This is a genomic window from Cellulomonas sp. ATA003 (assembly GCF_031582905.1).
In the GTDB taxonomy this organism is placed as follows: Bacteria; Actinomycetota; Actinomycetes; order Actinomycetales; family Cellulomonadaceae; genus Pengzhenrongella.
Genome location: NZ_CP133990.1, coordinates 742,087 through 757,023, shown reverse-complemented (window position 1 = coordinate 757,023; position 14,937 = coordinate 742,087). Strand labels below are relative to the sequence as shown.

11 protein-coding genes and 2 pseudogenes are annotated in these 14,937 nt (G+C 75.2%); 4 read left to right on the top strand and 9 right to left on the bottom strand.

Translation table 11 applies throughout. The features are described from left to right. Positions 1–152 precede the first annotated feature (152 nt). The 9 genes and pseudogenes from secA to mtrA all read right to left on the bottom strand — a co-directional run bounded on the left by secA (position 153) and on the right by mtrA (position 10,374). Positions 153–3,023, bottom strand: a complete 2,871-nt coding sequence (gene secA, locus REH70_RS03780) for a preprotein translocase subunit SecA (RefSeq protein WP_310752387.1) — start codon at positions 3,021–3,023, stop codon at positions 153–155. A gap of 18 nt (positions 3,024–3,041) precedes the next feature. Beyond that, positions 3,042–4,445: a DNA glycosylase AlkZ-like family protein gene (locus tag REH70_RS03775; protein ID WP_310752384.1), complete on the bottom strand. Its 1,404-nt coding sequence runs from the start codon at positions 4,443–4,445 to the stop codon at positions 3,042–3,044. A gap of 39 nt (positions 4,446–4,484) precedes the next feature. After that, a complete protein-coding gene (gene hpf / locus REH70_RS03770; RefSeq protein WP_310752382.1) occupies positions 4,485–5,132 on the bottom strand; it encodes a ribosome hibernation-promoting factor, HPF/YfiA family in 648 nt (215 codons plus the stop codon). A gap of 158 nt (positions 5,133–5,290) precedes the next feature. Beyond that, positions 5,291–6,142 (bottom strand): phosphoribosyltransferase family protein, encoded by an 852-nt coding sequence (locus tag REH70_RS03765; protein WP_310752380.1) that lies wholly within the window; start codon positions 6,140–6,142, stop codon positions 5,291–5,293. A 191-nt stretch (positions 6,143–6,333) separates the two neighbouring features. Further along, positions 6,334–7,520: pseudogene (locus REH70_RS03760) on the bottom strand (LpqB family beta-propeller domain-containing protein). 511 nt (positions 7,521–8,031) lie between these two features. Beyond that, positions 8,032–8,226 (bottom strand): hypothetical protein, encoded by a 195-nt coding sequence (locus tag REH70_RS03755; RefSeq protein WP_310754496.1) that lies wholly within the window; start codon positions 8,224–8,226, stop codon positions 8,032–8,034. Further along, a complete protein-coding gene (locus tag REH70_RS03750; RefSeq protein ID WP_310752378.1) occupies positions 8,190–8,456 on the bottom strand; it encodes a sensor histidine kinase in 267 nt (88 codons plus the stop codon). Before REH70_RS03750 ends, REH70_RS03755 begins: the two co-directional genes overlap by 37 nt. Continuing rightward, positions 8,363–9,694 carry a HAMP domain-containing protein gene (locus REH70_RS03745; RefSeq protein WP_310752375.1) on the bottom strand — a complete coding sequence of 444 codons (1,332 nt, stop codon included), beginning with the start codon at positions 9,692–9,694 and terminating at the stop codon, positions 8,363–8,365. Before REH70_RS03745 ends, REH70_RS03750 begins: the two co-directional genes overlap by 94 nt. Next, entirely contained in the window at positions 9,691–10,374 is a 684-nt protein-coding gene (mtrA, locus tag REH70_RS03740) for an MtrAB system response regulator MtrA (RefSeq protein WP_310752373.1), read from the bottom strand. The genes REH70_RS03745 and mtrA overlap by 4 nt, the downstream gene beginning before the upstream one ends. Before the next feature lie 197 nt (positions 10,375–10,571). Here mtrA and REH70_RS03735 point away from each other — a divergent pair, with 197 nt between their 5' ends. The 4 genes and pseudogenes from REH70_RS03735 to REH70_RS03720 form a co-directional block, all read left to right on the top strand. Then, the gene (locus tag REH70_RS03735) at positions 10,572–11,921 is read left to right on the top strand and encodes a glycerophosphoryl diester phosphodiesterase membrane domain-containing protein (protein ID WP_310752371.1); all 1,350 of its coding nucleotides are present in this window, start codon (positions 10,572–10,574) and stop codon (positions 11,919–11,921) included. Between the two features lie 9 nt (positions 11,922–11,930). Then, positions 11,931–12,572 (top strand): DUF4129 domain-containing protein, encoded by a 642-nt coding sequence (locus REH70_RS03730; RefSeq protein ID WP_310752370.1) that lies wholly within the window; start codon positions 11,931–11,933, stop codon positions 12,570–12,572. Next, positions 12,569–13,837, top strand: a complete 1,269-nt coding sequence (locus REH70_RS03725; RefSeq protein ID WP_310752368.1) for a DUF4350 domain-containing protein — start codon at positions 12,569–12,571, stop codon at positions 13,835–13,837. Before REH70_RS03730 ends, REH70_RS03725 begins: the two co-directional genes overlap by 4 nt. Then, positions 13,834–14,925, top strand: a pseudogene (locus tag REH70_RS03720) (AAA family ATPase); the annotation flags it as partial. The gene REH70_RS03725 and the pseudogene REH70_RS03720, both read left to right, overlap by 4 nt. Between the last annotated feature and the right edge of the window lie 12 nt (positions 14,926–14,937).

The window sequence follows — 14,937 nt, the reverse complement described above, 5'->3', positions numbered from 1 at the left end:
CGGCCACGACCGTCCGTCCGTCCGTCCGTCCGGCGAGGATGCGCCACCGCGGTCGGTGAGGGCGGGCGGACGTGCGACGGGCCCCGGCGATCGCCGGGGCCCGTCGCACGTGCTGCGCCTGCGCGCGGCGTCAGCCGCGCCTGCGCACGGCGTCAGCCGCGCTTGCGCGCCTGGCGCTCGGCCCGACGACGGTCCTCGCGGTTGCCCGCACCGCCCTCGCCGTCGGCGGGCTCCGACGCACCGTCCCGCGCGGTCACGGTGCGCACCCCGGCGTCACCGTCGACCGTCGGCGCCGTGTACTGCAGCGGCGCGCTGCGGTCGGGGCCGTCGAGGCCCTTGGCGATGAGCGTGCCGGTCGGCGCGGGCACCGCGTCGGTCGAACCGTCCGCGGTGGCAGCACCCTCGCCGGCGGAGCCGTCGGTCCCCGCGTCCGTGCCCGGACGGGGCCGGGCCGCGGCGGCGCCCGCACCGGTGGCGGCCTGCGCCGCGGAGGCCGCGGTGATCGTCGGCCCGGCGGGAGGCTCGGCGACCTTGACCTCGAGGTTGAACAGGAACCCGACCGACTCCTCCTTGATGGCCTCGGTCATCGCCCCGAAGAGCTGGAAGCCCTCGCGCTGGTACTCGATGAGCGGGTCGCGCTGCGCCATCGCCCGCAGGCCGATGCCCTCCTTGAGGTAGTCCATCTCGTACAGGTGCTCGCGCCACTTGCGGTCGAGAACGCTGAGCACGACGCGCCGCTCGAGCTGGCGCATGTTCGGCGCGCCGATCTGCTCCTCGCGGTCGGCGTAGGCGTGCCGGGCGTCGCTGAGGAGCTCGGCGAGGAGCCGCTCGCTCGAGACGCGGGTCGGGCCGCCCGCGTCCTCGACGACCTCCTCAACCGTGATGGAGACGGGGTAGACGGCCTTCAGCGCGGTCCACAGCGCCTCGAGGTCCCACATCTCCGGCGAGCCCTCGGACGTCGCCGCCGTCACGTACGCGGTGATGACGTCGGTCATGAAGTGCTGGATCTGCTCGGCCATGTCCTCGCCCTCGAGCACGCGGCGGCGCTCGGCGTAGATGACCGACCGCTGCCGGGACAGGACGTCGTCGTACTTCAGGACGTTCTTGCGGATCTCGAAGTTGCGAGACTCCACCTGCGACTGCGCGCTGGCGATGCCGCGCGTGACGATCTTGGACTCCAGCGGCAGGTCGTCGGGGAACCCGGCCCGGGTCATCAGGGACTCGGCCATCTGGGAGTTGAACAGCCGCATGAGGTCGTCCTGCAGCGACAGGTAGAACCGGGACTCGCCCGGGTCGCCCTGACGTCCGGACCGGCCGCGCAGCTGGTTGTCGATGCGCCGCGACTCGTGCCGCTCGGTGCCGAGCACGTACAGCCCGCCGAGCTCGACGACCTCCTCGTGCTCCGCCTTGACCGCCTCGTGCGCCTTCTCCAGCGCCGACGGCCACGCGGCCTCGTACTCCTCGGGCGTCTCGGCCGGGTTCAGCCCGCGCGCGGCGAGGTCGGCGATCGCCATGAACTCGGCGTTGCCACCGAGCATGATGTCGGTCCCGCGGCCGGCCATGTTGGTCGCCACGGTGACCGCGCCCTTGCGGCCGGCCTGCGCCACGATCGACGCCTCCCGCGCGTGCTGCTTGGCGTTGAGCACCTCGTGCGGGACGCCCTGCTTCTTGAGCTTGGCGGAGAGCAGCTCGCTCTTCTCCACGCTCGTGGTGCCGACGAGGACGGGCTGACCGGCGGCGTGACGCTCGACGATGTCGGCGACGACGGCGTCGAACTTGCCGTCCTCCGCCTTGTAGACGAGGTCGCCCTGGTCGATGCGCTGCATCGTGCGGTTCGTCGGGATCGGCACGACGCCGAGCTTGTAGGTGCCGTTGAACTCGGCCGCCTCGGTCTCGGCCGTACCGGTCATCCCGGCGAGCTTGTCGTACAGGCGGAAGTAGTTCTGCAGCGTGATCGTCGCGAGGGTCTGGTTCTCGGCCTTGATGGCCACACCCTCCTTCGCCTCGATCGCCTGGTGCATGCCCTCGTTGTAGCGGCGCCCGGCCAGGATGCGGCCGGTGTGCTCGTCGACGATGAGAACCTCGCCGTTCATCACGACGTAGTCCTTGTCGCGCTTGAACAGCTCCTTGGCCTTGATGGCGTTGTTGAGGAACCCGATCAGCGGGGTGTTGAGCGACTCGTAGAGGTTGTCGATGCCGAGGTAGTCCTCGACCCGCTCGATCCCGGCCTCGAGCACCCCGACGGTGCGCTTCTTCTCGTCCACCTCGTAGTCGCGGTCGGCCTGCAGCCGGCGGGCGACCTTGGCGAACTCGGCGTACCAGCGGTTGGTGTCGCCGGACGCGGGCCCGGAGATGATCAGCGGCGTCCGGGCCTCGTCGATGAGGATCGAGTCGACCTCGTCGACGATGGCGAAGTTGTGGCCGCGCTGGACGAGCTCCTCGGTGGACCACGCCATGTTGTCGCGCAGGTAGTCGAACCCGAACTCGTTGTTGGTGCCGTAGGTGATGTCGCACGCGTACTGCTCGCGGCGCTGCGCCGGCGTCTGCCCGGACAGGATGACGCCGCTGGTCAGGCCGAGGAACCGGTAGACGCGGCCCATGAGCTCGGCCTGGTAGCTCGCGAGGTAGTCGTTGACCGTGACGACGTGCACGCCCTTGCCGGCGAGCGCGTTGAGGTACGCGGGCGCGGTCGCGACGAGCGTCTTGCCCTCACCGGTCTTCATCTCGGCGATGTTGCCCAGGTGCAGGGCGGCACCACCCATGAGCTGCACGTCGAAGTGCCGCTGGCCCAGCGTCCGCCGGGCCGCCTCACGGACGGCCGCGAACGCCTCGGGCAGCAGGTCGTCGAGGGTCTCCCCCTCGGCGAGGCGCGCCTTGAAGCGGTCGGTCTCCTCGCGCAGCTCGGTGTCCGACAGCGCCGTGAAGTCGTCCTCCAGCGCGTTCACCTGGTCGGCGAGTCCGGACAGCTTCTTGACGATCCGTCCCTCACCGAAGCGCAGGACCTTCTCGAGGATCGCAGGCACGCATGACTCCCATGGTCTTCACTCGTCCGCGACCGGGCGGCCGGACGGACCCAACAGCACCTGGTTCGACGTGCGCGCACCCGTCCGTGCCACACCGCGTCGACAGATGCACGCCATTCTAGGCGAGGCCCTGCCCGGCCCGAGCCTCGTCCGGGGGACGGCCGGCAGCATCGGGACGGCGGGCCCCCGCAGCGCCTGCGCGAGCGGCGCGGCGAGGTCGCCCCGCTCGGGCTCGACGACGACGTCGTCGAGCCCGAGCCAGGTGGCCATCTCCCGCAGCTCGGCCGCGAGGGCGGGGACCGTGGCGGGCGGGGCGTCCGCCTCGGGGTGCGCGGCGAGCACGCGCAGCACGCGGGCGGCGCGGTCGGCCTTGAGGTCGACGCGCGCGACGAGGTGCTCCCCGAGCAGGAACGGCAGCACGTAGTAGCCGTGCTGCCGCTGGGCGGCCGGCACGTAGATCTCGATCCGGTAGTGCATCCCGAACAGCTCCTCGAGCCGCCGGCGCTCGAAGACCAGCGGGTCGAACGGGCTGAGCAGGGTGCGCGCCGCCGAGCCGCGTGGGCGGCGCGCGTCGGCGTGCAGGAACGCCGGGCGGTCCCATCCGCGCACCGTGACCGGCAGCAGCACGCCCTCCTCCACGAGATCGTCGACCGCGCGCCGGGTGGGCGCCTGCCGCAGGCGGAAGTAGTCGGCCAGGCATCGCATCGTGCCGATCCCGTGCGCGCGGGCGGAGATCTCGACCAGGGCGCGCACGGCATCGTCCTCGGGGACGGCGGGCGCCGCGAGCACCTCGGGCGGCAGGACGCGGTCGGTGAGGTCGTAGAGGCGCTCGAACGCGGCGTTGCGGCGCGCCGACGTCACCTCGCCGGTGAAGAACAGGAACTCCAGGGCGCGCTTGGCGACGGTCCAGTTCCAGCCCCAGTCGGTGCGGGTGCGCGGGTGCTCGACGGCGTACCGCTCGTGCACCTCGCTGGCGGTGAGGGGTCCGCGCTCGGCGATGAGCTCGCGGATCTCCGAGACGACCCCGGAGTGGGTGAGCGCGACCCCGCTGATCGACCCCCACGCCTCGGTGCGGTAGCGGCGCTGCCGCCACTCGAGGAGCCGGTAGGTGGTGGGCGGGACGTAGGAGGCGACGTGCGCCCAGTACTCGACGAGCCGGCGCGGGGCGACGCCCGCCGCCCGGTCCAGCAGGCCGACGTCGTACGGACCGAGGCGCGAGTACAGCGGGACGAGGTGCGCCCGGGCGAGCACGTTGACCGAGTCGATCTGCAGCAGGCCCAGGCGCCCGACGACGGCCTCGAGGTGGCGCATCGTGATCCGGGTGCCGGGCGCGGGCCGGCCCCGGTCGAGCCCCTGGGCGGCGAGCGCGACCCGGCGGGCCTGCGCGAGGGTCAGGACGTCGACGGGGCGGGAGGAGGGCATGCGCCCATCCTCCCGCCCCGCACCCACATGCCGCGCTCGTCAGACGGCGGCGCGCGCTCCGTCGTCGGCGGCGGCGGACGCACGGACCACGGGCGTGTCGAGCTTGATCACGCCGTACGACCAGCCGTGACGCCGGTAGGCGACGGACGGCTGCGCGGTCTCGGCGTCGATGAACAGGTAGAAGTCGTGACCGACCAGCTCCATCTCGTAGAGGGCGTCGTCCACGGTCATCGGGTGGGCCTCGTGGGTCTTCTCCCGGATGACGACCGGCGAGTCGCCGAGCACGTGCTCGACCGCCTCACCGGGCGCCGGGGGCGCGGGCGGCGTCTGGTCGACCGGCGCCGGTGGGCGCACGTCGACGGGGGCGAGCACCGTGTTGTTGCGGTGGTCCTTGCGCCGGTCCCGGGTGCGGCGCAGCCGCTCCAGCAGACGGCCGGTCGCCAGGTCGAGCGCGGCGTACCGGTCGTCGGCCATGGCCTCGGCCCGCACGACGGGCCCGCTGTCCACGACCGTCAGCTCCACGCGCTCGCGGGTGGCGGCGACGCGCGGGTTGTTCTCGTGGGTCACCTCGACGTCGATGCGCTGCGCGTGGGGCGCGAGCTGCTCGACCTTGGCGAGCTTCTCCTCCACATGACGACGGAACTTCTCGGGGAGCTCGGCGTGCCGGCCGACGACGACAATGTCCATGGGGACCTCCGGATCGTTCGATGGGCGGGGCTGGCCCGCCCGGTGCACGTGCTGACCCACCCCGCGGGGCGGTCGGACCGCACCACCTCCCTCCCCTGCCTGCCGAGCCACGGCGCCCGTCGGGCGTCCGGGCACAGGCCGGGACGCCGCCGAGCGGGTCACCCGGCTCTCGGCCCACCGTAACCCTGCCGCCGCAGGTCCTCCACGCGACCAAGGTCCGGTGGTGGCGTCGCCGCGAGCGTCACCGCGCCCACGACGCACGCGCCCGCGGCCCGGATCGCCTCGTCGCAGGCGGCGAGCGTCGCGCCCGTGGTCAGGACGTCGTCGACCAGGAGCACGGGATGCCCCGGTGGGGGCAGTGGCACGCGCCGCCGCCAGCGGATCCGCTCGCCGACGTTGCTGCGGCGGGCGCGCGCGGTCAGCCCGACCTGGTCGCGGGCGCCGCGACGCTGTGCCAGGACCGGCGCCGCGACGGCGGGGACACCCGCGTCGGTCAGACCGCACGCGAGACCGGCCGCGAGCGCCCCGACGAGGTCGGTGCCGCGACGACGCCGGGCCGCGGGGGACGACGGCACGGGCACCACGGGCAGCGGCCCGGCGCCGGTCGTGGCGGCCCCGGCCGCCCGCAGCACCAGGGCGACGTCCCGCCCCGCGGCCGCGAGCGCTCCCGCGAGCGTCGGGGTGAGGTCGACCCGGCCGCGGTCCTTCCACGCGACCACGAGCTCGCGGACCGGACCGGAGTACGCCGCGAGCGTCCACACCGGGAGCGCCGCGCGCCCGACCCGGTCCAGGCGCGGCGCCGCCGCCTCGCACCGCCACGTCGGACCGGCCAGCCGCGCCCGGCAGTCGTCGCACAGGGCGACGTCGAGCTCGCCGCAGCCGGCGCACTCCACCGGGACCACGAGCCCGGCGAGGTCCCGGATCGCGCGCACGACCGGACGGTGGCCCGCCGGCGCGGTGGTCGGTGCCGGGGCCGCCGGGTGCCGGGTGGTCCGTGGGTCGGTGGTCATGCTCGGTGCCTAACGCCCGCGATCCCCCGCGAGCGGGCCCGCGCCGCACCACCGGGGACGGACCGGGGCGACGGACGCCCGGGGTCGGCGACCTGTCGCCGACCCGCCGGCGCCCCGCGACCGCCCTCGCCGGCGCCGGCGCCCGCATCGGCGTGGACGACGGACGCCCCGTCCGCAGGGACGCCGGCGCCCTACCCCGGGAACGCCGGCGACCGGACGCCGTCCACCGAGTCGACCCACGACGTGCCCCGCAGGCTCCACAGCGATCCCGCGCGCGTCACCGCGTACACCGCCCGCTCCCCGCGCCCCGCGGCCACGCCGACGACGCCGTCGAGCGACGGCATCGCCTGCGTCTCGCCGGAGACGGGCACGAGGTGCGCGGTGGGGCCGGTCATCGTGCCGCTCGTACCGAGCACGACGAGGGTCGACTCGTCCGCCCACACCACGTCGGTCGCGTCGAGGAGCCGGGCCCCGACCCGCAGCCGGTCCCCCAGCCGCTGGGGGTTCCGGAGTCGTCCCGCACGACCCCGGCGACGTCGACCGTCACGCCGTCGGCGCCGACGGAGACCACCGCGATCCGGGTGCCGTCCCGGGCCACCTGCAGCGACCGCACGACGCGGTCGTCGAGCCAGCCCGCGACGACGTCGACCGTGGTCCCGTCGGCGCGCAGCGCTGCGAGCTGCCCGTCGGACACCGAGCGACCCGACCACACCCAGTCGGCCGGGTCCACCGACGGCTCGACCAGCGCCGGACCGGTGAGCAGCACCCGCGGTGCCCCGCCGGGCTCGGGTGCCAGGAGCAGGGTGTCCGGGCCGTCGAGCAGCACCGTGGGCGCGCCGTCGGCCGACCACGCCAGCCCGCGCGGGTCCGCGAGGCCGAGCACACCGACGTCCTCGGCGGGGACGAGGTCGTCGCCGTCGACCACCTGGACTCGGCCGTCGGCGAGCACGCGCAGGTCCGACCCCGGGGACGGGTCCCGCTCGAGGTCCGCGGGGGCGGGCTCGACCATGGGCAGACCCGCGATCGTGACCTCGACGTCCCGGATCCTGGGCAGCTGGAGGACTTCCTCGAGCTGCGCCTTGAGCAGCGCCCGGTCACGCCCGTCGGCCGCGGCGACCGCGGCGGTGAGGTCCACGGTCGCGGTGCCGTCGGCGTCCACCGGGACCGACTCCACCGCGAGCTGCGTGCCCTCGGGGAACGCCGTGCGCACCGCGTCCCGCAACCAGGGGGACGGGCCCTCGAGCAGCTCGCGCACCGCGTAGGTCGCGGTGTTCCGGGCCGGGAACCAGCGGACCTCGGGCACGAGCTCGTCGAGCTCGGGGGTCAGGAAGTACAGCGGCGCGGCCCGGTAGACCGACTCGAAGACCGGCTCGGACATGAGCACGCCGTTGTCGAGCGCGGTGATGCGCCACTGCCCGGACGGGTCCCGCGCCAGGTCGAAGACGGCGTCCTGCTGGGCCCCCGGCGGGCTCTCCCAGTACCGGCCGTCAGCGTCGACGGTCGCCACGACCGGCAGGCTCACGCTGACCTGGGTGCCGTCCTGCGACGCGCGGAACTCCGGCGCGCCGGCGCTGGAGTAGACGACGACGCCCTCGTCCGGCACCCACTCGGTGCGCGCCGCGAAGGTGAGGTACTGGCGTGCGACGACGTAGCTGTCCCCGAGGCCGGCGGCGGCCGCAGCGAGGAAGCCCTGCACGAGGGGCACCGGCTCGGCGTCGGCGGGCGGGCTGTAGGCGAGCGGGAACACCGTGCCGGGCTCGTCGATGCGGCCGTCACCGACCTCGACCGGACCCCGCGACGGGATCGACACGCACCCCCGAGCACGAGGGCCACGACGGCCGCGAGCGCCACGGCGGCCGCGCGGGGCCGGGGGCGTCGGCGGTGGCGGGTCATCGGACGTCCAGGTGGTCGAGGTCGGGGACCGAGGCGGGGTCGGCGGTGGACCGCTCCGCGGACGCGGCGGGCTCGGTCTCGGCGCTCTCCTCCCGGGGAGGGGCGAGCGGCAGCGGCGACGCGGTCAGCACGATCCCGGCCCGGCGCGGCAGCGTCAGGCGGAAGCTCGCCCCTGGCCGGGGCGCCCCCACGCCTCCAGCCAGCCGCCGTGCAGGTGCGCGTCCTCGAGCGAGATCGCCAGCCCGAGACCGGTGCCGCCGGTGGTCCGGGCCCGGGCCGGGTCGGCGCGCCAGAACCGGTCGAAGACGTGCGCGGCCTCCTCGGTGGTCATGCCCACCCCGCTGTCCCGCACGACGACCGCGACGGCGTGCGTGTCCGCGGCGGCGGTGACCTCGACCGCACTGCCCTCGGCGTGCTCCACGGCGTTGACCAGGAGGTTGCGCAGGATGCGCTCGACCCGCCGCGGGTCGACGTCGGCGGTGCACGGCGCCTCGGGGAGGTGGACCCGCAGCCAGGTGCCCTTGGACTGCGCGAGGGGCATCGCCTGCTCGACGGCGGCCGCGACGACGTCGCGCACGTCGCGCCGCTCCGCGTCCAGCATCGCGGCGCCCGCGTCGAAGCGGCTGATCTCCAGCAGGTCGGCCAGCAGGTCCTCGAACCGGTCGAGCTGCTGGGTGAGGAGCTCGGCGGAGCGCTTGGCGGCGGGCGGGAACTCCTCGCGCACGGCGTGGAGCACCTCCCCGCCATCCGGATGGTGGTCAGCGGGGTGCGCAGCTCGTGCGACACGTCGGAGACGAACCGTCGCTGCAGCGTGGAGAGCTCCTCCATGCGCCGGATCTGCTCCTGCAGCGACTCGGCCATCTCGTTGAACGACCGCGCGAGCGTGGCCATCTCGTCCTGCCCGCGGACGGTCATCCGCTCGGTGAGGTGGCCGTCGGCGAGTCGCTCGGCGACCCGGGCGGCGCTGCGCACGGGGCTCACCGTCTGCCGCGTCACCAACCACGTCATGGCCCCGAGCAGCGCGACGAGCGCGACCGCGCCGGCCGCGAGGACGCCCTGCACGAAGCGCAGGGTCTGCTGCTCCGCGTCGAAGGAGTACAGGAAGTACAGCTCGTACCGACCGGTGCCGGGCAGCTCGACCTGCGAGCCGACCATGACGCCCGGCTCCGTGCCGCCCGCGGTGGGGATCGCGACCGACTGCCACCGCTGCCCGTCCCCCTCGCCCACCGCCTCGCGCAGGTCGGTGGTGATCAGCGGCACCCGGAGGTCGTCCGACGCGACCGGCTGCACGAGCCCTGGTCCCTGCCCGAGGGGCTGCTGGAGGATGACGTCGCGCTGCGCCGCGCCACCGACCTGCAGCGCGCGTACGAGGTCGAAGAACAGCAGCTGCAGCTGGGCGTTCGCCGGCGCGGCGTCGAAGTTGTCCTGCGCCTGCCGGGTCGAGCGGGAGCTCTCGTTGAGCACCTCCTCGAGCCGCTGCTCGAACAGGCCGTCGCGGATGGAGTCGGACAAGAACCCGCCCACGACCAGCATCGTCATCAAACCGATCGCGAGCGTCGAGGTGATGACCCGGACCTGCAGCGAGGTCCGCCACCGGCGCAGCGTCCGGCGCGAGAGGACGAGCAGGCGGACGCGGGTGTGCCGCCAGAACCGCTTCACCGCGCCGTCGCGCCCGCCCTGTACCCGACGCCGCGCACGGTCACGACGATCTCGGGTCGCTCGGGGTCGGCCTCGATCTTGGAGCGCAGCCGCTGCACGTGGACGTTGACCAGCCGCGTGTCGGCGGCGTGCCGGTAGCCCCAGACCTTCTCCAGGAGCACCTCGCGGGTGAACACCTGCCAGGGCTTGCGGGCCAGGGCGACGAGCAGGTCGAACTCGAGCGGGGTGAGCGGGATCGCCACGCCGTCGCGGGTGACGCGGTGACCGGTGACGTCGATCTCCAGGTCGCCGATGGTCAGGTGCTCGGGCGTGGGCTCGTCGCTGCGCCGCAGCCGGGCCCGCACCCGCGCGACGAGCTCCTTGGGCTTGAACGGCTTGGAGACGTAGTCGTCGGCCCCCGACTCCAGGCCCAGGACGACGTCGACCGTGTCGCTCTTGGCGGTGAGCATGACGATGGGGACGCCGGACTCCGCGCGGATGAGGCGGCACACCTCGGTGCCGTCCTTGCCCGGGAGCATGAGGTCGAGCAGCACCAGGTCCGGCTGCACGGAGCGGAACATGCCCAGCGCCTCGTCGCCGTGGGCGCAGATCACCGGCTCGAACCCCTCCGAGCGCAGCACGATCCCGATCATCTCGGCGAGAGCGACGTCGTCGTCGACCACCAGCACACGACCCTTCATGACCCCATCGTGTCACCCTCCGCGCCCGCACCGGTCGCACGGACGGGCGAAACGCTCGAGCGGCCGGTCCGCCCGGCTGCCGGTGGCCGGTCGGGGCCGGCCGGGACCACCCGGCACCGGTCGCCGATCCGCCGGGTCGGCGACGGTGCACGGGTCCCGCGCGGCGACCGGCCGGCGCACGCGGTGGGCGTGGAAGGATGACCGCGCCGGGGGCGGTGACGCGCTCGGCGGCACCCGTGCCGACCCGTGCCGACCTGTGCCCACCCGCGCCACCGCGCGGTCCCCGGGCCGCCATCGAGGGAGCAGCCGCCCATGACGACGCCCAGCGATCCGACGACCCCGGGCTGGTCCTCGCCCGCGAGCCCCTCCGGCTCCGGGCCCGACGCCGCCACGCCGGCGGGCCCGCCGGTCGCGTCGGGGTCGTCGGCCGCGCCCGTCCCGCCCCCGTGCCGCCGGGCGGCTGGGGTCCGGGGTACACCTCGCCGACCGCGGGGCCGCCCGGGTACGGCCCGGGCTCGGCGCCACCGCTGCCCGGACCGGCCGGTCCCCCGCCGCCGCCGGGCGGGTACCCCGGCGCTGCCGGTGGACGGCCGCCGTACGGCTACGCACCGCCGGCGCCGCGGCCGGGCATCATCCCGCTGCGCCCGCTGGGCCTCGGCGAGATCCTCGACGGCGCCTTCCGGGCGATCCGGGCCAACCCGCGCGTGATGTTCGGGCTCAGCGCCGTCGTGGTCGCGATCACGGTCGCGATCCAGGCGGTCCTCCAGTGGTACGTGACGGGCCTGCTCGTCGGCGAGCTGTCCCGGTTCGCATCGACGGTCGACCCGACCGGTGAGTTCGGCCTGGCCGAGACGTTCGCGCCCACGCTGGCCGCCGCGGCGACGACGCCCCTGGTGTCGATCTCGGTGACCGTCCTGACCGGCCTGCTCATCGTGTCCGTGAGCCGGTCGGTCATCGGGCAGAAGATCTCGGTCGGCGAGGTGTGGTCGCAGGCGTGGCGGCGGGTCCTGCTGCTGGTCGTGTTCTCGTTCGTCACCACGCTGCTCGTGATCGCCGCGTGGGCGGGGTGGGGCGCGCTCCTGGCGCTGCTCGCCTCGACCGAGTCGTGGGGAGCGATGGCCGCGGTCGCCCTCCTCGGCGGGCTCGCACTGCTGGCCGCCACCGCGTGGTTCGCGGTCCGGATCCTGCTGATCCCGGCGTCGCTCGTGCTCGAGGGCACCGCGGTGTGGACGGCGATCCGCCGCGGCTGGCGGCTGACGCGTGGCACGTTCTGGCGGCTGCTCGGCATCTACCTGCTGACGACGATCATGGTCACCGTCGTCACCTCGATCATCGTGACGCCCGCCGCGACCGTCGCGGGCTTCGTGCTCGACGACCCGCTGCTCACGTCCTTCGGGGGCATCGCCGTCACGTCGATCGCGAACATCATCGCGTACACCCTGACGACGTCGTTCATGGCCGCGGTGCTCGCGCTGCTCTACGTCGACGTCCGGATGCGCAAGGAGGGGCTCGACGTCGAGCTCGCCCGCGCGGCGGGCGAGGCGTAGGTCCGGCGCATGCGGACCGACGTGCCCGTCGTCCCGGACGCCGAGACCGCGCGGCGGTGGGCGACCGAGGAGCTGGCCGACCCGATCTACCACGAGGGGCCGAGCCTGCTCGACCGGTTCCTCGAGTGGTTCTTCTCGCTGTTCGACGGCGCGGTGCCCGGCTTCGGGCTGTCCCCGGCCCTGGTGGGGTCGGTCGTCGTGGTCGTGCTCGGGCTCGCCGTCGCGGTCGCGCTGTGGGTCGCCGGTCCGGTCCGCGCCTCCCGGCGCACCCGGCAGTCCGTCGTCGTGCTCGGTGACGACACGCGCAGCGCGGACGACCTGCGGGCCGCCGCCGACGCCGCCGCCGCGCGCGGCGACTGGTCCGCGGCGGTGCTCGACCGCTTCCGGGCGATCGTGCGCGCGCTCGAGGAGCGCGCCCTGCTCGACGAGCGCCCCGGCCGCACCGCGCACGAGGCCGCCGACGCAGCCGGTGCCCGGCTGCCCGCGCGCACCGGTGAGCTGGCCCGTGCGGCCCGGGTCTTCGACGACGTCTGCTACGGCCACGTCACCGTGGACGCGGCGGTGGACGCGTGGCTGCGAGGACTGGACAGCGAGATCGCGGCCACCCGCCCCGGCACGGACCGCGCGGCGAGCGTCGGGAGCGGGTCGTGAGCGCCGCGGCCGGCCTGCGACCGGGCGCGTCGACGGCCGGGCCGGGCGGCGCGTCACCCGGCGGCGCGCCATCCGGCGGTGATGGACGCGGTGCACCCGTCGTCGGCGACGGCACCACCACCGGCCAGCGTGCCCGCCGCCGCTGGACCCGGTGGCGGTGGCCGCTCGGTGTCCTGCTGCTCGTCATCCTCGTCGGCCTGGCCGCCGCGCTGCCCGAGCCGCCGCGCTCGACGACCGCGCTCGCACCCGACAACCCCCAGCCGACCGGGGCCCGGGCGCTCGCGCAGGTCCTCGAGCGCGAGGGCGTCGAGATCGAGTACGTCCGCCGCAGCGCCGACGCCCTCGCGGCCGCCGGACGCGGTGGCACGCTCCTGGTCACCGGCTCGGCCCTGCTCACGTTCGACCAGGTCGAGGCGCTCGCCGCGGTGCCCAACGACCTCGTCCTGCTGCAGCCGGACCCGTCCATGCTGTTCGCCGCGACCGAGGCCGCCGAGGTGGTCGCCCAGGCGGCCGAGCCCGGCCTGCGGGACGCGTCGTGCGAGGACCCGGACGCCCAGGCCGCCGGGGCGGTATCGGTCGGTGGCGGCGGCTACCGGGCGCTGACCGACGCCGCCACCGTCTGCTACCCCGCCGACCAGCCGGACGAGGGTGCGCTCCTCGTCGTCGACGACGGCGACCGCCGCGTCACCGCACTCGCCGACTCGTCCCTGCTCACCAACGACCGCCTCGCCGAGGACGGCAACGCCGCCCTCACCCTGCGCCTGCTGGGGCGCGACGACCGGCTGGTCTGGTACGTGCCCTCGTTCGACGACTTCGGCGAGCTCACCGGCCCCGCCGCGCCGGCCCTGTCGGACCTCGTCCCCCCGTGGGCGGCCGTCCTCGCGCTCCAGGCGCTGCTCGTCGCGCTGGTCGCCGCCGTCTGGCGCGGACGCCGCCTGGGCCGACTGGTCACCGAGCCGCTGCCGGTCACGGTGCGCGCGGCGGAGACCACCCGTGGCCGGGGGCGCCTGTACCGTCGGGCCCGCGCCTTCGGTCACGCGTCCGCCGCCCTGCGCGCCGGCACCGCGAGCCGCGCCGCCGCCCGCCTCGGGCTGCCGCGCTCGGCCGGCGCACCGGCGGTCATCGACGCGCTGGCCCGGGCGACCGGCCGGCCCTCCGACGAGGTCGCCGGGCTGCTGTACGGACCGCCCCCGACCGACGACGCCGGCCTGACCCGGCTCGCACGCATGCTCGACGACCTGGAGAGCGAGGTTCACCGACCGTGACCGAGGCACACCCCACCGGCGCCGCCCCCGCCCCCGCCCCCGCCCCGCGGGATCCCGCCCCGCCGTCGCCGGCCGGCGCCACCGCGGAGCCCACGGCCCCGTCGGCCGCGGTCGCCGCCGTCGCGGCGACCGCCCCGTCGCCGTCCGCCGAGCTGCGCGACCGGCTCGGGCTCGTCCGCGCCGAGGTGGCCAAGGCCGTCGTCGGGCAGGACGCCGCCGTCACCGGGCTCGTGATCGCGCTGCTGTGCCGCGGTCACGTGCTGCTCGAGGGCGTGCCCGGGGTGGCCAAGACCCTGCTGGTGCGCACGCTGTCCGCGGCGCTGGACCTGGACACCAAGCGCGTGCAGTTCACGCCGGACCTCATGCCCGGTGACGTCACCGGGTCGCTGGTGTACGACGCCCGGACCGCCGAGTTCTCCTTCCGCGAGGGCCCGGTGTTCACCAACCTGCTCCTCGCGGACGAGATCAACCGCACGCCCCCCAAGACCCAGGCGTCCCTGCTCGAGGCGATGGAGGAGCGGCAGGTCAGCGTGGACGGCATCCCGCGGCCGCTGCCGGACCCGTTCCTCGTCATCGCCACCCAGAACCCGGTCGAGTACGAGGGCACCTACGCGCTGCCCGAGGCACAGCTCGACCGCTTCCTGCTCAAGCTCGTGCTCCCGCTGCCCGAGCGCGAGCAGGAGGTCGAGGTCCTCGCGCGCCACGCCGCCGGGTTCGACCCGCGTGACCTGCACGCCGCGGGCGTCCGGCCGGTCGCGGGCGCCGACGTGCTCGCGGCGGCCCGTGCGGAGGTCGCCCGGGTGCAGATCGCGCGCGAGGTCCTGGGGTACGCCGTCGACGTGTGCCGGGCGACCCGTCAGTCCCCGTCGCTGTCGCTCGGGGTGTCCCCGCGCGGTGCCACCGCGCTGCTCGCGACGGCCCGCGCCTGGGCGTGGCTGTCCGGACGCGGGTACGTCACCCCGGACGACATCAAGGCGCTGGCGCACCCGACGCTGCGGCACCGCGTCCAGCTGCGCGCCGAGGCCGAGCTCGAGGGCGTCACGACGGAGAGCGTGCTCGACACCGTGCTCGCCGCCGTGCCGGTCCCCGCTGACCGCGCT

Bases quoted from the DNA above. Each gene is read 5' to 3' on its own strand.
- REH70_RS03775 (WP_310752384.1), bottom strand. From the start codon at position 4,445: ATGCCCTCCTCCCGCCCCGTCGACGTCCTGACCCTCGCGCAGGCCCGC.
- hpf (WP_310752382.1), bottom strand. From the start codon at position 5,132: ATGGACATTGTCGTCGTCGGCCGGCACGCCGAGCTCCCCGAGAAGTTC.
- REH70_RS03765 (WP_310752380.1), bottom strand. From the start codon at position 6,142: ATGACCACCGACCCACGGACCACCCGGCACCCGGCGGCCCCGGCACCG.
- mtrA (WP_310752373.1), bottom strand. From the start codon at position 10,374: ATGAAGGGTCGTGTGCTGGTGGTCGACGACGACGTCGCTCTCGCCGAG.
- REH70_RS03735 (WP_310752371.1), top strand. From the start codon at position 10,572: ATGACCGCGCCGGGGGCGGTGACGCGCTCGGCGGCACCCGTGCCGACC.
- REH70_RS03730 (WP_310752370.1), top strand. From the start codon at position 11,931: ATGCGGACCGACGTGCCCGTCGTCCCGGACGCCGAGACCGCGCGGCGG.